Annotated in this window: 15 protein-coding genes, 2 tRNA genes and 2 pseudogenes; 7 read left to right on the forward strand and 12 right to left on the reverse strand. The window is 58.5% G+C overall.

Translation table 11 applies throughout. The annotated features are described in order from the left end of the window. Nucleotides 1-36: 36 nt before the first annotated feature. Nucleotides 37-1,346 (reverse strand): annotated as a pseudogene (locus QDX22_RS06235) (ISL3 family transposase). Between the two features lie 432 nt (nt 1,347-1,778). On the opposite strand from QDX22_RS06235, the gene QDX22_RS06240 reads away from it, so the two are divergent. After that, complete coding sequence (locus QDX22_RS06240; RefSeq protein WP_122549299.1) at nt 1,779-2,771, forward strand: NAD(P)-dependent oxidoreductase; 993 nt, start codon at nt 1,779-1,781, stop codon at nt 2,769-2,771. Between the two features lie 265 nt (nt 2,772-3,036). Beyond that, on the forward strand, nt 3,037-4,236 hold the full coding sequence (locus QDX22_RS06245; RefSeq protein WP_279717641.1) for an IS110 family RNA-guided transposase: 1,200 nt from the start codon (nt 3,037-3,039) through the stop codon (nt 4,234-4,236). Nucleotides 4,237-4,272: 36 nt separating this feature from the next. Here QDX22_RS06245 and QDX22_RS06250 read toward each other — a convergent pair whose 3' ends face one another. Both QDX22_RS06250 and QDX22_RS06255 read right to left on the reverse strand, forming a co-directional pair. After that, on the reverse strand, nt 4,273-4,893 hold the full coding sequence (locus tag QDX22_RS06250; RefSeq protein WP_279672810.1) for a hypothetical protein: 621 nt from the start codon (nt 4,891-4,893) through the stop codon (nt 4,273-4,275). Between the two features lie 144 nt (nt 4,894-5,037). Continuing rightward, nucleotides 5,038-6,438, reverse strand: coding sequence for an L-serine ammonia-lyase (locus tag QDX22_RS06255; RefSeq protein ID WP_110100653.1), 1,401 nt, complete (start codon nt 6,436-6,438; stop codon nt 5,038-5,040). Nucleotides 6,439-6,880: 442 nt separating this feature from the next. Here QDX22_RS06255 and QDX22_RS06260 point away from each other — a divergent pair, with 442 nt between their 5' ends. Next, complete coding sequence (locus QDX22_RS06260; protein WP_279723910.1) at nt 6,881-8,260, forward strand: Na+/H+ antiporter family protein; 1,380 nt, start codon at nt 6,881-6,883, stop codon at nt 8,258-8,260. Between the two features lie 59 nt (nt 8,261-8,319). Here the strand turns inward: QDX22_RS06260 and QDX22_RS06265 are convergent, their stop codons facing one another. Both QDX22_RS06265 and QDX22_RS06270 read right to left on the reverse strand, forming a co-directional pair. Beyond that, the gene (locus QDX22_RS06265; protein WP_279695972.1) at nt 8,320-8,781 is read right to left on the reverse strand and encodes a DUF4190 domain-containing protein; all 462 of its coding nucleotides are present in this window, start codon (nt 8,779-8,781) and stop codon (nt 8,320-8,322) included. Between the two features lie 80 nt (nt 8,782-8,861). Continuing rightward, entirely contained in the window at nt 8,862-9,245 is a 384-nt protein-coding gene (locus QDX22_RS06270; RefSeq protein ID WP_279717642.1) for a hypothetical protein, read from the reverse strand. 20 nt (nt 9,246-9,265) lie between these two features. Here QDX22_RS06270 and QDX22_RS06275 point away from each other — a divergent pair, with 20 nt between their 5' ends. Next, nucleotides 9,266-10,573, forward strand: coding sequence for an ISL3 family transposase (locus tag QDX22_RS06275; RefSeq protein ID WP_117328628.1), 1,308 nt, complete (start codon nt 9,266-9,268; stop codon nt 10,571-10,573). On the opposite strand, the gene QDX22_RS06280 is transcribed toward QDX22_RS06275, so the two are convergent. Beyond that, a complete protein-coding gene (locus QDX22_RS06280; RefSeq protein ID WP_279717643.1) occupies nt 10,545-11,396 on the reverse strand; it encodes a DUF4190 domain-containing protein in 852 nt (283 codons plus the stop codon). The two genes, QDX22_RS06275 and QDX22_RS06280, sit on opposite strands and share 29 nt — an antisense overlap. Before the next feature lie 476 nt (nt 11,397-11,872). Further along, the gene (locus QDX22_RS06285) at nt 11,873-12,553 is read right to left on the reverse strand and encodes a DUF4190 domain-containing protein (protein ID WP_208392144.1); all 681 of its coding nucleotides are present in this window, start codon (nt 12,551-12,553) and stop codon (nt 11,873-11,875) included. 600 nt (nt 12,554-13,153) lie between these two features. Between QDX22_RS06285 and QDX22_RS06290 the strand changes: the two genes are divergently transcribed. Next, a complete protein-coding gene (locus QDX22_RS06290; RefSeq protein WP_110097962.1) occupies nt 13,154-13,462 on the forward strand; it encodes a hypothetical protein in 309 nt (102 codons plus the stop codon). Nucleotides 13,463-13,481: 19 nt separating this feature from the next. Here the strand turns inward: QDX22_RS06290 and QDX22_RS06295 are convergent, their stop codons facing one another. Further along, on the reverse strand, nt 13,482-13,637 hold the full coding sequence (locus tag QDX22_RS06295) for a hypothetical protein (RefSeq protein ID WP_166769856.1): 156 nt from the start codon (nt 13,635-13,637) through the stop codon (nt 13,482-13,484). Between the two features lie 460 nt (nt 13,638-14,097). Then, nucleotides 14,098-14,171, reverse strand: a tRNA-Met gene (locus tag QDX22_RS06300). A 205-nt stretch (nt 14,172-14,376) separates the two neighbouring features. Between QDX22_RS06300 and QDX22_RS12090 the strand changes: the two are divergent. Then, nucleotides 14,377-14,700 (forward strand): annotated as a pseudogene (locus tag QDX22_RS12090) (beta-eliminating lyase-related protein); the annotation flags it as partial. Between the two features lie 22 nt (nt 14,701-14,722). Further along, complete coding sequence (locus QDX22_RS06305) at nt 14,723-15,376, forward strand: threonine aldolase family protein (RefSeq protein ID WP_122549398.1); 654 nt, start codon at nt 14,723-14,725, stop codon at nt 15,374-15,376. 83 nt (nt 15,377-15,459) lie between these two features. On the opposite strand, the gene QDX22_RS06310 is transcribed toward QDX22_RS06305, so the two are convergent. The 3 genes from QDX22_RS06310 to QDX22_RS06320 all read right to left on the reverse strand — a co-directional run bounded on the left by QDX22_RS06310 (nt 15,460) and on the right by QDX22_RS06320 (nt 17,877). Then, a tRNA-Thr gene (locus QDX22_RS06310) sits at nt 15,460-15,531 on the reverse strand. 114 nt (nt 15,532-15,645) lie between these two features. Then, the gene (locus QDX22_RS06315; protein WP_279723911.1) at nt 15,646-16,017 is read right to left on the reverse strand and encodes an iron chaperone; all 372 of its coding nucleotides are present in this window, start codon (nt 16,015-16,017) and stop codon (nt 15,646-15,648) included. Nucleotides 16,018-16,110: 93 nt separating this feature from the next. Then, on the reverse strand, nt 16,111-17,877 hold the full coding sequence (locus QDX22_RS06320) for a DEAD/DEAH box helicase (RefSeq protein WP_122549400.1): 1,767 nt from the start codon (nt 17,875-17,877) through the stop codon (nt 16,111-16,113). Nucleotides 17,878-18,041: the final 164 nt, after the last annotated feature.

Genomic DNA, 18,041 nt, shown 5'->3' on the forward strand with positions numbered 1-18,041 from the left:
AGGAATGAATCGAAAGAATAACACCACATTACAGGCTCATCGTAATTGAGAGTGTAGAACCGGTCTGAAGCCGCCGGACTCGAGCAGACATCTCGCGATGTAGTGCGTGAGGTTGCGGAAGCCGAGTGCTGACCCGCGTAGGTGTTCGAGCCTGCCATTGATCGCTTCGGTAGGCCCGTTCGACGTTCCCGGTCGGGTGAAGAACGCCAGGATATCAGCAGCTCGACGCTTCAGAGTCCGTCCTAACCGCTTGAGTTCGGCCAGTCCTGTCGGCAGATTCGTCGTCAGATCGTCGATGACTGTTTGTAAGAGCTTCTTGCCCTCGTTGCCGTCGTTGGTTCGGTAAGCGCGCACAATGTCTTGATAGACGGCCCAGGTGACTTCGACGGCGGTGAAGTTGGCGTCGGCGAAGAGGTCTACGATCCGCTCCTGCTGTTTGGCCGTGAGCAGATCAGCACCGGTGTGCAGAGTCCTGCGCGCTCGATACAACGGGTCTGTTGCTCGTCCGCGATGCCCGGTGGTTTCCTGCTGAATGCGGCGGCGTACCTCGTCGAGGGCATCACCGGCGAGTTTGACGACGTGGAACGGGTCCATGACTTCGACAGCCTCGGGCAGTTCCTCAACGGAGGCTGTTTTGAAGCCGGAGAATCCGTCCATCGCGACGACGTCGATGCCATCACGCCAGTCTTTCGGTCGGGCTTTCAACCATTGCTTGAACACCTGTTTCGATCGTCCGGGCACCATGTCGAGCAGGCGTGCCGGGCCTGCTTTCTGGCTGATGGGAGTAAGGTCGATGATGACGGTGACGTACTTGTCACCGCGCCTGGTGTGCCGCCAGACGTGTTCGTCGACACCAATGACGCTGACCCCGTCGAACCGGGCCGGGTCGTCGATCAGCAGTCGATGTCCCTGCGCGAGGATCGCGGAGTTCGCGGTGTGCCAGGACACGGCGAGTTTGCCTGCGATCACGGACACGGTGTCGTGGTCGATGACGAGGGCACGCAGCGCCCAGTCGAGGCCGGTTCGCGAGATCTTCGCTCGTGGTGGCGCCGCAGCAGTGGTGTTCTGACGCCATACGCGGCCGCATTCGACGCATTTGTACCGGCGGAGGCGAATGTGAAGCGTGGTGGCCGGTGGCCGAAGGGTTCGTGGGCGAGGCGGCGGACGACGGTGTCGCGGACGATCCCGTGTCCGCCACACCGTCGGCACCAGTCATCGGCAGTGTTGGGCTGGCATTCCAGAATGGCTTTGTGCCCGGTGATGTGCTGGCCAATGCACGTGAGGTCAAGGGAGTCGAGCCGGCAGAACGTCGTGAGATCAGGAGATGAGAAAGTAAGCTTGGACACGTCGAGGTCTTTCGGATGGACTGTGTAAGAACTTCCATCATCGGAAGACCTCGACGTCTATCCGGACAGCGCCACGCCGTGTCCTGGAATCACTGATCCACACCCTCAATTACGAAGAGCCACATTACACCAGCACATACATGAGTGACTCTTAACCAAGCTCCGGACCAGCGCAATTAGTTCAGTCAAAGCTTCCGATTCGTTGGCGCGGTGGGCCAAGGCAACCTCGCCGAGCTCTACCAGAGAAGGATAGGGTCCCGACTTCTAATACAGATCTCGGGCTCATCGACACTCGCGGGTGAGTTTTTTCTGGTCATCCCCACCTCGGCTTCCACCACTACGTGGTCAGCGCTCGCCACCACACCTGCAATCTGGTCTCTGCTTGCCGCAGAGTCCCTGACATCAGGGAGCCTGATATGCAACGATAGAATCATGACACAGCACAGTAGCGCGCAGACGACAGATCGCCTGTTGATCTTGCCCAGTGACGAGGACCGACGCGGTACCCGGTACGACCAGGCGCACCGGGTCACCGAGCAGTTGGCCCATGAGCACGGCATCCCGCGAGTCGAGCAGTCCGAGGGCACCGCGACGCTACTGGTCATTGTCCAAACCATTTCCCCGACGACATTACGCACCGCGCTGGAGCAGAACCCGCACCTTCGCTGGGTCCAATTCCCCTTCGCCGGAATCGAGCCACTTTTACCGGTGATTCGTCAGGCCCCCGAGATCACCTACACCTCGGCGGCCGGTAGCTACGCCCCACCGGTGGCCGAGCATGGTTTGGCGCTAACCTTGGCATTATTGCGCCACCTGCCCGAACGCCTTCGTGCCACTAGCTGGGGCCAGCCCAAAGGAACCACCTTGGACGGTTGCCATATCGCCATTATCGGTGGTGGTGGCATCGGCCGAGAACTCGTGCGATTATTCTCCACCTGGGATACGAAGATCACTGTGGTGCGCCGGACCGAAGCCGAGGTCCCAGGCGCCTACCGGACTTTGACTCAACAGCATCTGCACGAGGCCATCACCGACGCTGACGTCGTCGTCCTGGCAGCTGCTGCCACAGATCAAACCGCCGGGATGTTCTCGGCCCGAGAGTTTGCTGTCATGAAGTCCTCAGCGGTGCTGGTCAATGTGGCGCGCGGGAGCCTGGTCGTCACCGACGATCTACTCAAGGCCCTGACAACCGGGGAGATTTCGGCTGCCGGCCTGGATGTCACCGACCCGGAGCCACTCCCCGATGGCCACCCGCTGTGGTCAACACCCAACGTGATCATCACCCCACACTCGGCCGATACCGCAGAAATGTGCATTCCGCTGTTGGACGAGCGGATCCAGCACAATCTCATCGAAGCTCTACGCCATCGTGACCTGGCTGAGGCCGACCTGCAGGGGCGGGTCGATCTCGACGCGGGTTACTAAGTTCTCTCACCGTCTCCCCCGTTACCTTTTAGGTGTCACTGTTTTCCGGCAGGATATGCAGTGTAGGGAGCCGGCTGGTTCCGGCATGATGTTTGCCCCCAGTTGACCATAATCCGGGGGGTGTTGTCACCGGAACCGGTCTGGTTCGTTCGGATCGCTAATAGAAGCACGCTCTTGGAACTTGCGGGCCCTTGTAACGTGGTTGTGAGCGGACGGGCCATCGGTGACCTGGTCTTTTAGTGGAACGAGTCAAAGAAGGTACCCGATGGAACCTCAAGTGTTTCTTGGAATCGACGTCGGCAAGTCCGACCATCATGCCACCGCTGTCAACCACGATGGCAAGGTTGTATATGACAAGCCATTGCCGCAATCTGAACCAAAGATTCAGGAGCTGTTGAAAGATCTTGCGGCCAAATACGGTGAGCTGTTGGTTGTGGTAGATCAGCCCAAAACCATCGGCGCGTTAGTGATCGCGGTTGCCCAACAACTCGGGATCCAAGTCGCCTACCTACCAGGATTGACGATGCGCCGGGTGGCCGATTTACATCCGGGCCAGGCTAAAACGGATGCCCGAGATGCCTACATAATTGCTGAAACAGCGCGCACCATGCCCCACACATTGCGCGGCATCACCGTGGCTGAGGAGCGGATTGCAGAACTATCGATGCTGTGTGGTTTTGATGACGATCTCGCCGCGCAACTGACCCAAGTCCGCAACCGGCTGCGAGGATTATTGACCCAGATTCACCCAACGCTGGAACGGGTGCTTGGACCCAGGCTGGCCCACCCGGCCGTGGTAGATTTGCTGGGTAGGTATCCAACTCCGGCCGCTTTGCAGCGCGCCGGGCGAGGACATGTCAGAACCCGGTTAAAGAAATTAGCGCCCCGAATGGCGGCGCGACTCACCGACGAGATCTTTGCCGCGCTAGCTGAACAAACCACCATCGTGACTGGCACGCACGCTGCTGAACACATCGTCGGGCGGTTGGCGGCTCAACTTCAACAGCTGACCCAACAACGAACAGATATCGAAACAGAGATCTTGAAAGTCGTTGATGCGCACCCTCTTACCGAAGTCCTGACCTCCATGCCAGGCATCGGGGTCAGGACAGCCGCACGCATCCTCACCGAAGTCGTCGGCAAAGACTTCAAATCCGCAGCACACCTAGCTTCATATGCTGGCATCGCACCCGTGACCCGCCAATCCGGCACCTCCATTCGTGGAGAATCCCCATCTCGGCGCGGCAACAAAGTCCTCAAACGAGTGCTGTTCTTGTCTGCCTTTGCTTCGATTAAAGGCGACCCCGCCTCGCGGGCCTACTACGACAAGAAACGCGCCGAAGGGAAACGTCACAACCAAGCCGTCATCGCCCTAGCCCGTCGAAGAACTGACGTCCTGTTCGCGATGCTCAGAGACGGTACCTTCTACGAATCTCGACCAGCCCAACTAGCCCCAGCAGCTTGACGAAAACGATAGAAGCACCCCCCACCTGGATCAGATCTAGGGCTCGATCACCTCATTGACGTCATCGCCAATGCCAGGCTCGCCACCGGAGCCTTGCTGGTTGCCAGGGTTGTCGGGCGAGAGTTGCTGTCCGTGCTCGTCTGGGGCTTGGCTGGGCTGTTGTTCTCCCGGAAGACCAGATTGCTGGTCCTGTTGCCCCGGCTGGTTCGGCCGGCCTGGCTGGTTCTGGTTGTTTTGGTCACCTTCCCCGGTTTGCCCGTTGTCTTCTTCCACGATTTCTTCGGCAGGCGACGGGCTGGGCTCGGCATCGCCTTCGCCACCATCCGGGCACAAAAAGATCCACAGCAACACACCGGCCACGATCACCAGAACCACCACGATCAATCCCCACCAGATCCACGACTTTCCGCCCCGCTGCGGTTGATCAGGCTCCATGACGTCCCCGGATCGGCTCACGTGGAGTGGTTCGGAATACCCCTCAGCACCGGACTGATAGGAAGAATCCGGACGGTGTCGGTCATAGACCTCATCATCCGCTCCCGGAGGGTCGAAACGTACCGTGGGGTCCGTTGAACCGTGCTCGCCGGAGGAGAGATGATCCTGCGGACTACCCCACGAGGAGTTATTGTTGTTGTTCCACGGATGACGGTCATTCATGGTCTGGTCCTGACTGCTGGTTGGATAGGGAGCGTACCCGGCAAACCTTTCGCCGGTTCCTTGTCACTGGTGAAATTCAGCAATCAGTAGGAATGTTCCCGACCCTCACGAGCAGTTTCCAGCACATGTGGTGCGGTTGGTGGTTTAGCAGTCAGGCATCCGCACAGTGACAGCCAGACCGCCCCGGGAGGTTTCCTTGTACTTATCCATCATGTCGGCACCGGTGGCACGCATCGTTTCCACGGCCATGTCGAGGCTGACTCGGTGCTCGCCGGCATCATCGAAATTCGACATCCGCGCGGCGTTAATGGCCTTCACGGATGCGATCGCATTGCGTTCGATGCACGGAATCTGTACTAAACCACCCACCGGGTCGCAGGTCAGGCCCAGATTATGCTCTAGCGCTACTTCCGCGGCGTGCTCAACCTGTTGCGGTGTGCCACCGAGGACGGCGGACAGTCCGGCAGCAGCCATCGCACAGGCCGACCCGACCTCTCCCTGGCACCCGACTTCAGCCCCAGAGATGGAAGCCTGCGATTTGATGATGATCCCAATCGCTGAGGCGGTAAGCAGAAACTTCACGATGGCGTCGTCGTCAGCTTTTTCCGGGTAAAACTGCACAAAATAATGCATCACGGCGGGAATAATCCCGGCCGCGCCGTTGGTCGGGGCCGTCACCACACGTCCCCCAGAGGCGTTTTCCTCATTGACCGCCAGCGCATAGAGGTTCACCCACTCCATCGCGCTGAGGGGATCAACGTTTTCCGGCGATGCTTTCTGTTCCTCCAGAAGTTGTTGCAGGTGTGCGTAGAGCTTCGGGGCCCGCCGCATCACCAGCAACGTGCCCGGCAACATCTGTTCGGTACGGTGTAGCCCAGTATGCACGCACTCTTGCATCACGTGCCAGATCTCCAACAACCGTTCGCGCACTTCATCGGGGTTGCGCCACTCGATCTCATTCTCCCAGGCGATCTCGTCAATCGACTTGTCCTGGGACCGGCAGTGAGCCAACAGTTCTTTACCGGTGGTGTATTCATGGCGAGCGTGGCGTTCGGTCGTCAACGGAGCGTTCAGTTCGTCCTCGGTGACGACGAACCCCCCACCAATCGAATACAGCACCTGAGCGGCTAACTCCTCGCCCTGGTCATCGTAGATCGCGCACCGCATCGCGTTGGGGTGTGCTGGCAAGGATTTGTTCTGGTGCAACACCACGTCACGGTAAAAGTCGAAACCAACCCGTTGTGTACCGGCCAACAGAAGAGTCTGTTCTTCTTTGGCCTGGTTGATAATATGATCGACCTTTTCAACATCGATGGTGGCCGGATCATATCCGGCCAGTCCGAGCACCACCGCCTGGTCGGAGTGGTGACCCACACCGGTGGCACCCAGAGAACCAAACAGTTCCACGACTGCTCGGTGCGTTCTTCTCAACACCTCGGGGTCAAGATCATTAATGAACGTCGCAGCGGCCCGCATCGGTCCTACCGTATGGGAGGATGAAGGCCCCAGGCCGATGGAAAACATGTCGAGTGCACTCAGCGCCATGATTACTCCTGTATTTCGCCGATCAGGGACAGCCTGCATCGCATCGAGGTTTCACCACCCCGCGTGATGGCGAGTTACAGCTTTCACCACGACACCGGATGGTGTCATTCCAGTCTTGCATAAACCCCTCGCACCGGTGCGATCAGAAAGTCACAATAGCCTGACCTGGGGGTGAGTCTGCTACCGGCGTCCGCGGGCCGGTGTGGCTGTGCCCGTAGCAGACCATAGTTGCCTATATCGTGGCCATATCTATCCATGCGAGCTCCTGGAACCTACCTCAGCCGTCACGCACCAGCGGTGGCCCGCTCACCACAACGCTTAACTTTGGTGGTCAAGTCAACATTCCCGCCCTGGCTGACCAAACATCCTGTGTCGGCTAACCCTGCGCACTACATAAAGTCTCAACATCATGCACAGCCGGAGTGTGATCTGGCATAATTTCATGCTCGTGAATGCAGTGATTATCGCCGTTGTCGTTATGCTCGTGCTGGCCGTTTGCCGTCTGCACGTCGTGATTGCACTCTTCATTGGTGCGCTCGTCGGAGGCCTCGTCGCCGGCATGGGACTGGAATCAACGATGGTTGCCTTCCAAGACGGGCTCGGAGGGGGCGCGCGCGTCGCACTCAGCTACGCCCTGTTAGGTGCTTTCGCCATGGCCGTGGCCAACTCCGGGTTACCGAAATTGCTCTCCGACGCGATCGTCAAACGCCTAGATCACTCCAGCGAGGACAAGTCCCAACGCATCGAAGTAGCAACGCGCTATACCCTGATTGCTGGCGTGTTACTGATGTCGGTCTTCTCCCAGAACCTGATTCCGGTCCACATCGCGTTTATTCCTCTGCTGATTCCCCCACTGTTGGGGGTGCTGAACCGACTGCGTCTCGACCGGCGCGCCATCGCCTGTGTGCTGACCTTCGGCCTGGTCACAACTTATATGTATGTCCCGCTAGGGTTTGGGCAGATTTTCCTCCACGACATCTTGCTCTCCAATATCGAATTGGCAGGATTGGATACCGCCAATATCAACATCATGTCGGTCATGGCTATCCCGGCTACGGGCATGCTCGTAGGGATGTTGGTGGCGGTGTTTATTACCTACCGCAAGCCGCGTACTTATCGACAACTTAACATCACCGACACGGCCACCGAACCGACCGATAACACCCCGACCGAGCCCCAGCCCAGCACCTATAAGATCATCTGTTCTCTTGCGGCGATCCTCGCCTGCTTCGGGGTCCAGGTGATCCTGAATATTCTTGATTCCGAGGCCAACGGCTTGCTCGTTGGTGCCCTGTTGGGACTGGCCATCATTCTGGCCTCCGGAGCGGTAAAGTGGAACGAAGCCGATAACGTATTCAATCAAGGCATGCGCATGATGGCCATGATCGGTTTCACCATGATCACCGCACAGGGTTTTGCCGCGGTGATGGCGGAGTCCGGAGCCATCGAGCCACTGGTGGCCGGTACTCAGGAACTAGTGGGTGATCAGAAGGCCCTGGCCGCATTGGCCATGCTGGTGGTTGGCCTGGTCGTGACCATGGGCATCGGTTCCTCGTTCTCCACGCTACCGATCATTTCCAGCATTTACGTTCCGCTGTGTTTGGCTTTGGGATTCTCACCGGCTGCGACCGTGGCTATCGTCGGTACTTCCGGCGCCCTGGGGGACGCCGGCTCCCCCGCCTCGGACTCCACCTTAGGTCCCACCGCGGGCTTGGGCGCTGATGGCCAACACGATCACATCAAAGACTCGGTGATTCCGACGTTCCTGCACTTCAATATTCCGTTGCTGGTAGCTGGCTGGATCGCAGCCATGGTCCTCTAAGCCACCATGAACTATACCCAGAACCCCATGGCTCCGGGGCGCTCACAGATCCCAGCCGACTAAAGCGTCGCCACCACGGCCATGAACCAGATGAACATAAACAGCAGGAAGCCAACCACCAAACCGATAACAACCCAACCGATGATGGCGCCGGCTAGCGCAAGGCCACGGCCCCGTTCTCCAGTTTTCGTAATCTGGCTGAGCGAAATATGCGAGCAGATCACACCGACAACGGGAATGAGTAGCGAGAACACAAACCCAACAATAGCCATAGTGTTAAACGGCGCATAGTACATCGGTTGCCCGATGGGTGGATAGACGCTCTGGCCGTTGGCAACAGTGCTGGGCTCTTGTTGCGGATATCCCGCAGGTGGCGGGGTACTGTACGCCCGGTAGCTGTCTCCTGGAGCATCCGTGGGCTGAGAAGAACCAGTGGCCCATCCGCCGTAGGGGTCGTCCTTGTCTTGCCGAATGCCCGACCCGGGCACCGTGTCTATCGTTTCTAAGTTTCTGATGCTCATAACGTAAAACCGGACCGAAAAAGAACCCTAGTGCGTTGGCCTGAGAATAGTCCGTATCATGAGCGTAGTGCGAGACCAAACTACTGGGCAGACCCTTCTGAATGGCACTTGCCGGTATCAGCCAACACTTGTTCGGTGAGCGCTTCCGATGCGACAAAGAGCTGGGTGTCGTGATCACCGAGAGGGTCGCGCAAGTGCCCGACAAAGTCCCGGTACACTTTCTCGGCCTCTGCATCATCGCGAGTATCTGCGAGACGCTCCATCGCATCTGCATACTCATCTGTAGCCGACGGATCCGTGTAATCCAATTCCCATGCGAGCTGCTGATAGTCAGCAAGCGCGTCGCAGAAGGCTTGGTTAACGGGCTCTTCACAATCGAGGGTGTAGACGGGGGTCTCGGGGAAGTGGCGCGTCGATAGCTGGATAGAGGTCGAGGCCTTCCGATGATGGAAGTTCCTACACAAGCCATCTGAAAGACCTCGACGTGCCTAACGCTACCTTCGACGACTGTGACCTGACCAAGTTTTGCCGGCTGGACGAGCTCGGCCTTCAAGCTACCGGGCAACGGGTGGAGCCCGGGCGGGCGGTACTGGCCTGTCGGGTGGTGGAGCCAGATGAGTGGTGTCACCGCTGTGGTTCTCAGGGCACCGCGCGGGGCACGGTGATCCGCCGGCTGGCGCACGAGCCGCTGGGCTGGAGGCCCACGACTCTGCACGTCACGGTTCGGCGCTACCGGTGCGCCGACTGCGCCCACGTCTGGCGCCAGGACACCACCGCCGCGGCAGAGCCGAAGGCCAAGCTCTCCCGCCGTGCCCTGCGCTGGGCCCTGGAAGCTCTGGTCGTGCAGCACCTGACCATCGCCCGGGTCGCCGAGGCGTTGGGGGTGCGGTGGAACACCGCCAACGACGCCGTGCTGGCCGAGGGCAAGCGTCTGCTCATCGACGACCCGGCCCGGTTTGACGGGGTCACCGCGATCGGCGTGGATGAACACGTCTGGCGCCATACCCGGCGTGGCGACAAGTACGTCACCGTGATCATCGACCTCACACCACTGCGCGTCGGCACCGGTCCGGCGAGGTTGCTGGACATGGTCGAGGGCCGCTCCAAACAGGCCTTCAAGACCTGGCTGGCCGAGCGTCCGGCTTCCTGGCGGGATGGCGTGGAGGTGGTGGCGATGGACGGGTTCACCGGCTTCAAGACCGCAGCCACTGAGGAGATCCCCGAAGCCACCACGGTCATGGACCCCTTCCATGTGGTCCGCCTGGCCGGAGACGCGCTCGAGCGATGCCGCCGGCGAGTCCAGCAACAGGTGAACGGCCACCGGGGCCGCAAACAGGATCCGCTCTACAAGGCCCGCCGGACCCTGCTGACCGGGGCCGACCTGCTCACCGAGAAGCAGTATTCCAGGATCCAGGACCTCTTCGAGGCTGACGAGCATGTGGAGGTCGAGGCCACGTGGGCGTTCTACCAGCACATGGTCGCCGCCTACCGCCAGACAGACAGGGCCGAGGGCAGGGCGATGATGGAGCAGCTGATCGCCAAGCTGGGCCGGGCAGTGCCGACCAAGCTCATCGAGCTGGCCGGTCTGGGTAGGACGCTGAAGAAAAGGGCGGCAGACATCCTGGCCTACTTCGACCGCCCCGGAACCTCCAACGGACCCACCGAGGCCATCAACGGACGACTCGAACACCTGCGCGGATCCGCCCTGGGCTTCCGGAATCTCACCAACTACATCGCCAGGTCCTTGCTCGAGAGCGGAGGATTCAAGCCCCGTCTACACCCTCGATTGTGAAGAGCCGGTTAACGTCGCCTCCGACCGGACCGCTAGTGTCACTTCTCGCACCGTCAGTGGCATCGGCGGTCGAGTTAAACGAGTCCCCGCCGAAAGGATCTTCACCCAGCGGATCCTGGCTCAAGGGGTCCTCACTCATGGAGTCTTGTCCAAAGGGATCTGCAACTTCCGGTGGCTCTGGGGCCGTGTCCTGTGGCTCTGGGCTGGCTTCTTGCTCTGGCTCAGCACTTTCTGTTTCTTCAGCTGTAGCCTCTTCGCTCGGCTCATCATCGGACTGCCATGGCAGGCTCCCGAATGCAAAAGCCACCACCAGAGCAACAATAGCAAGAACAGTGACAACCCAGCCGATAATAATACCGGCCAGGGCAAGGCCTCCTCCTCGTTCCCCAGACTTCTTAATCTGGCCCCGGGCAACGTGACTCAAAATCGCACCCACAGGAGCAAACAGAAAAGCCAGAATAAAACCAATGATGCTCAACGTATTCATGGGTGGCTGTTGCTGGGGTGGCATACCACCACCGAAGTTGCCGTCATCTCCGCCACCGTAATAACCCCCGCCTGGGCCTGCACCCCAGCCGGTAGGGGGCACCTGACCTCCGAACTGCTCACCCGCGTTCCAGCCGGCGTTCGGGTCGCCAGAGGGCGACTGGCCGGACGGTGGTTGTTGCTGATCCCCGAATTGTTCGTAAGGGTTACTGTGCGCAGAGTACTGGGGTGGAACCTGCGGGGGATTTGGGGCAGGATACTGTGGCATCGGCCGCGTGACCTCGGAAGGCTCTTGCCCTTCAGAATCGGGTCCGTAGGGAGGGTAATTATTCGACATCTCCGTTTTTTCCTTCGCTCTCTACCGCTGAAATCCACCTCAAGAGGTCCTGACGATATCAAACCATGAGCCAGCGCTTATTCGTCAAGGGGTCAAGCGCCTATCCCTGATACATTGTCCTCATGTTGCGGGGTGTGCAGTGTTCAACTTCTCATGTCAGCTATGAAATGCGTCATTCGACACCTTTGTTCCTACGCCAGCAAAATTTTTCCGATGATCGCGCACAAAACCTGCCAACACAGTTCTCGGGGTAGGACGATCTTGGCGAAACGAGACTCTCCAGCCAAGGCCCCGATAGAGCGCTAGGGCCGGCCTGTCGCTATGCCAGCCTCACCACCCCCAGTTAGCCCTGTAGTAGATGCTGTGCCTTTGGCTCTGCCTCTGTGCAGATCGCGTGTACAGATCTCTCCAGCGCTTCCCGCGCATGGACTTGGTTCACATATGTTCCCAAATGAATGCACGTCAGGGCGACCTCGTTAGTACACCTGCACTATGTCACACGAGACAATGTCTTGCCCTAACTGCTCAGCAGCCTCTTCGCCGAGTTCCACGAAATCGACATCGGTGTTACCTACGAGATCGCGCAAAGCTCTGGCGTAGTCTCTGTAGAGTTCTGTCGCGCTGGGATCATTATGACCATCTGCCAAACGATCATATGAACCGGCGATCTCTTGCATCTCGCCTTGCTCAGAAGAATCTAACCCCGCCATGTTGTCCAAGACCTCGTTGACCGCATCACAATGTGGCGCATTCGGATCTTTGCTAGCCACGGCGCCGTCAGTTTCATGCGGGGGGACGACATGTGGTTTTCCCCCGAGGGGGTTCGGCCGTGACGCTTCGTGGGTCTGCGTTGGCTCAGCGGACGTGTCCGTTGAACCCTCACTAGTGTTCTCGTCAGGGTCGGCACTTGCAGTAACTTCGGTTTCCAATTCCGATATTGTCTGGGTGAACATTGAGAACAAAAAGCCACTGACAACAAAAAACACGACCAGACCTAAAACAGCGACGGCGGTTTGGGTCCATCCAATGATGATTCCAGCCAGCGCCAAGCCCTCACCACGCTCACCGGAACGTTTAATTTGGCCCCGGGCAATATGACTCAGGATCGCACCCACCGGCGCGAGCAGAAAAGCGAGAATGAAACCGACGATACTCATAGTATTCATCGGCTGTTGCGGATACGGAGGCACGCCACCACCGTAGTAACCACCTGGCGCCGTCCCGCCCCATCCACCGTCAGGTGGAATCTGGCCATAGGAGTTAGGGTCACCAGAAAACTGCGTAGGATCCTGTACTGGATATGGCGGTATCGGCCTCGGTGGGTCCGTATCACCGTTTCTCGCGGAACCGTCGCCGTAGGCAGGGTTATTATGCGACATATCGTGCCCCTTCAATCGTCACAGCCGGAATACGCCTCGGCTGTTACCAATACATCAAATCACAAGTAAGCGTTGAGAAGACAAGATCATAAAGAAAAGATGCTTCTCGGTTCTCTGAACTCAAGGTATGTACTTTGTGCCGATGAGTTAATGGTGTCTGCCCATTCTTCGTCACCGATTCAGCTCTGCCATCTGGCCTGACTGAGCCAAGGAGCCTCATTGGGACCATCACCGAGAGATGATCACGATCCGGCAAGAACATAGGTTCTTGGAGGTGTCCGGTCGGTTCCAGCTTGGTCGAGCCGGCCTGCACGTCCCATTCGTCGAATGAGCAGGCGAGCAAGTTCGACAGAAAAAACACCCCACAAAACGGTGGGGATGAACACCGACTTTTGGTACCGCCCTTGGACCTGGCAAGCACTAAGGATCGTCGATGCCTTGAACAACAACGTCGCCTATCACGGTGGTATCGCCAGCCCGACCACCATTCGACGGATTGCGCAAGAATCCGCTGAATTCCTTAGGGACTGCAGCCGCGTGCGAGCGACCATTCGTGCGAGCTCAACGAGCGTATTCATCCGCGAACATTTGGCTATTTCTCGGATCGTGGAGGGCACTGCTTCCCTGCTCGCTGATGCCGTAGCAGGTTTCGCAAATTATGAGAGTCACGTCGGCATCCACCGCTGACTCTGCCCTGTGAGATGCTTCAGCTCTCAGCTCCCGGTTCTATTGCATCGGTTAACCAACCCAAAAAACGTCCCGTGGCGACGCCCCAGAGAAGGACGGTCGCGAGCGCACAGGTAAAAATCATCACGCCCATCGGCGAGGGCATAAAGCCCATAAAAAACGCAACAACGCTCACCGTGTTCAGTCCTGACTGGTTTACCGGATTTTCGCGAACGCCACCCCGAAGGCCGGCCTGGCACCCGTCGGTTCCAACTTTCACTGCCCACCGGCTATGCCCGTGCTCACTGCTCGCGTGGCCACCAGCGACGACCCGTTTTATGCTGGAGAACACGTGAAAGAGTACCTTAGGTATGCCAACACGAAGTGCCGGTCCTCTGGTGTGTGAGTGATCCCGCACTCAGGGATGTTTCTCCTTAGTGTTTCGGCACACAGTGGACCTACCCAACGCAGGGACCATCAGTGTGAGGAGAAAGAAATCCGTGCCAGAGTAGATCGTCGACGGGCGCCTTCGTCAATGGGAAACATCCTGAGCGCAGGAGCAGTCGTGGAGGATCTCATCTACTGCATCGAGGCTTGACCTCATGTCGTGTGGGCCGTCGTTAGTGCCTCGGAGAGGTTCCGCGTGTTGACAAGGGTAGCTGCGGACAGACTCGAACTGTCGACCTCACGATTATGAGTCGTGCGCTCTCACCAACTGAGCTACGCAGCCATAGTGTGCTCTGATCAAGCAACCTATATATTTTCACATAGTTAATATCAGAGAGTCAATTTGGGGTGGCGTGATCGCGACGACGGATTCTGTAGATCATCGGTGGTAGCGACGCAGATCTGGATCAGCACGAATGACTACCATGCCAGATCGTGTTGACCACCGATTCCATTCAGACAATACCGCCGGTATACATCCGACGGTGATGGCCGGGCTCGAGCGGGCGAATTCCGGCTATGCCGGCCCCTCCGGGGATGACGATGTCACTGGGGAACTCAGTCGTTTAGCGACAAACTTATTCGGTCCTGATGCCGTGATGTTTGCCGTATTCAATGGCACCGGTGGAGATATGGTGGCTTTGCAGGCAATTTGTGGCCACTTCGGCATGGTATACGCACCTGCGAGTTCCCATATTCTCAGCACCGAGTCGACCTCGATCGAAGGGCTGGCGGGGATCCGTGTCCGCCCCTGTCCGGCCCACCCGGACGGCACCTATGATATGGGGCAGTTAGAGACGGTGCTCACCCCGTCAGTAGTTCGAGACAATATTCATGTACCACGTGCGGAAGCGGTCACACTGGCGCAAGCCCCCCGAACGCGCCGGTCTCTATTCGCCACAGCAACTGCGCCAGCTGGCCGAGTTAGCACATCGGCACGGGTTGAAGGTCCACATGGACGGCGCACGTCTTGCCCAAGCGGCTGCGAGTTTGAACTGTTCGTTAGCAGAACTGACCGTTGATGTTGGTATCGATGTCCTTACCCTGGGCGCGACCAAGCTCGGCGCGTTAGGAGCCGAGGCGGTCGTCGTGCTTCACACGAGGGACCAGGGCGACACTCTCGGTGTCGTCGAGCGGGTTCGCAAATACACCACGCAGTTAGCTTCCAAACAGCGGTTCTTATCGGCCCAGTTGTTGGCTCTGCTTGATAACGACACCTGGTTAAACAACGCTCAGCACGCTAACGATATGGCGCGCTACCTAGCCGAGTGCGCCACACACTACGACTGGGCTCGTCCGGTTCGCGAGCCCCGCGTCAGTGGAGTATTCATCGCACTACATCCCGACAAGCTAAAGCGTGGGCGCCACCGCTATCGATTACGGCAGTGGGACACGGATGCTCAAGGGTGGCCGGTGGTACGCCTGATGTGCCCCTGGCAAACTTCGCCGGAAAATATCGAGACGTTGTGGAACGACCTCACCGACTGAAGGCACCTGTTTTTGGCTCATTGACAAGTGCCGGGACCTACACAAAGACCCGCACATTGGCCTGTGCGGGTCTTTAGTCTCTGAGCCCCGACCGGGAATCGATCCCGGGACCTCCATCTTACCAAGATGGCGCTCTACCACTGAGCTATCGGGGCAACGAGGAATGAGTTTACCAATGAATTTCGCAGAAGTGAAATCGAGAGGGCAGAATCGCGACGAACATGGTGAACGTCACGATTTCCTTCAGATAGGTCGGGTCTCAGCCAGGGCTAACCGGCGTACCAGAACGTCTTCGAGCCTTTTTTGAGCATGATGGTCTGCTCGACCATCTCGCGCAAAAGAGACCAGTTCACCTCAGCATCCCACGGAATCGTGAATTGGCTCTTGGTCGACTGATAGCCGGCCTGGCTTACTCGAGCGCGGAACTGCTCCAGGATGACGAGTTCGGGTCCCACCGCGATATGAGTTTTCGCCACGCTGAAGGCGATAATAAATGTTCCGTCCAGAGTCAGCATGGGGGTGTTCCATTTGATTTCCACTGTCAAGCCAGCGTGCATGGCCTCAGTAGACCTGACGAGCGCAGCGAGTTTTCCCTGATGTTCCGTGTCCGCTATCAGCTCGAGATAGTCCTGGAAGGTCACGATCGCAGCGCTCATTTCTTCGCAGCCCGCTTCTTCGCCTTGGACCAGCGTTCCTTCTTCTTTGCGGTCCGGCCCTCACGACGCGAGGTGGTCTCACGATCTCGACGACTTGGAGCCAGCCCACCACGGTCTTCCGGACGCCCCCCGGTCCAATCGCAGGTTAAGACGTCGTCCGGCCACCGTGGCATCGCGCAGGGTAGCAAGCTGTTCTTTGGAGAGCTTTTCGGGTAACTCCACCAGCGAGTGCGTGGGACGAATACTGATATCGCCGATCTCGTGGGCATCAAGGTTGGCCTCATTGGCGATAGCGCCGACGATATTGCCAGGACGCACGCGGTCTTTATGTCCCACTGCGATCCAGTAGGTGGCCTTGCCATCGGCTGGGGTAGCCACCCCACGATCGTGGTTCTTGCGGTGGCCACGTGCCGTGCGGTTTTTCTTCCCCCGATCGAGTTTCATGGGGGGTAGATCGGGTTCTTCGGCGAACAGCGGTCGGCCGTCTTGGGCCATCATCGCCAACGCTGCAGCGACGTCAACGGCAGCCACATTGTGTTCGTCGACGTAGCTGGTGACCAGCTCGCGGAACGAGGCGATATTGGAATCTTCTTCCTCACCCAGGGTGGCAGTAATCTGGTCGGCAAAACGCTGTACCCGGGAGGCGTTGACTTCTTCAAGGGATGGCAGTTGCATCTCTTCTACCCGTTGGTCGGTAGCTTTTTCGATTGCTCGCAGTTGGTGACGTTCGCGTGGGGTCATCAGGATGATGGCGTCCCCGGCCCGTCCGGCACGACCGGTGCGACCGATGCGGTGCACATAGGAAGAGGTGTCGTGCGGAATGTCGTAGTTGATCACGTGGGAGATCCGTTCCACGTCGAGCCCGCGGGCGGCCACATCAGTGGCGACCAGAATGTCGATACGACCGGCACGGAGATCTTCGACGGTCTTTTCTCGAATGTTTTGTGGAATATCGCCCGATATCGCGGCCGCGCGAAAGCCTCTGGCTTGGAGTTTTTGGGTAAGTTCCTCGGTCATGTTCCGGGTGCGTACGAAAGTGATGATCCCGTCGGTGTCCTCGGTTTCCAAGATCCGGGTCATGGCCTCGAGCTTCCACGGGAAAGACACCTGGATGTAGCGCTGCCGAATGTTCTGGGCGGTGGTTGATTCAGCTGCGATTTCCACTTGGGCCGGGTCGTTGAGGTAGTCCCCAGAGATCCGCTGAATCGCGCGTGGCATGGTGGCTGAAAACAGCGCGGTTTGTTTATTCTCGGGGGTTCCGCTCAGGATCCGGTCGACTTCTTCCGCGAATCCCATCCGCAACATCTCGTCAGCCTCGTCCAAGACGATGTAACGCACCTGAGAGAGGTCCAAGGACCCTTTTTCCAAATGGTCAATGACGCGTCCAGGAGTTCCCACGACAATGGCGGCGCCACGTCGCAGTCCTGCCAGCTGAGGGCCGTAGGCCGAGCCTCCGTAAACTGGGACGACGGTGGCTTGCGGGATTTCGGCAGCGTAGCTGGTGAAAGCTTCAGCGACCTGCAGCGCCAGCTCACGAGTGGGAGCAAGCACAAGAATGCGGGGAGCCTGGACCTCAGGGTCCCCCGCTAGAGTGTCGAGCAACCGAGCCAGGGCCGGAAGCGCGAAGGCGGCCGTTTTGCCGGTACCGGTTTGGGCTAAACCAACGACGTCGCGGCCCTGGAGCAATAGCGGGATGGTTTCGGCCTGAATTGGCGAGGGCTTCTCATATCCCAGTTTCTCTAAGGGAGCCAACAGTCGTTGGTCGCTGATCAGGTCCGAGAAGGTCACGTGGCCACGGGTCGTGGAGTTTTCGGGCACAGACATGTGCTGTGATGATTCAGTCATCGTGGGGTCCTCTATAGGGGGCAAGGAAACGAATTGGGATCGTTTTTCACACGTATTCCGGAACACCCCTGGTACGCTCCAACAGCGCACCGCGCCACAATTCTGGCACCGAGAACCTCGCTCGCCTCAGGCGCGAGAAGACAGCTAGTTCTTTGCCACAGGAC

Origin of the sequence: Auritidibacter ignavus, from assembly GCF_029853775.1 — a bacterium.
GTDB classification, from domain to species: Bacteria; Actinomycetota; Actinomycetes; order Actinomycetales; family Micrococcaceae; genus Auritidibacter; species Auritidibacter ignavus.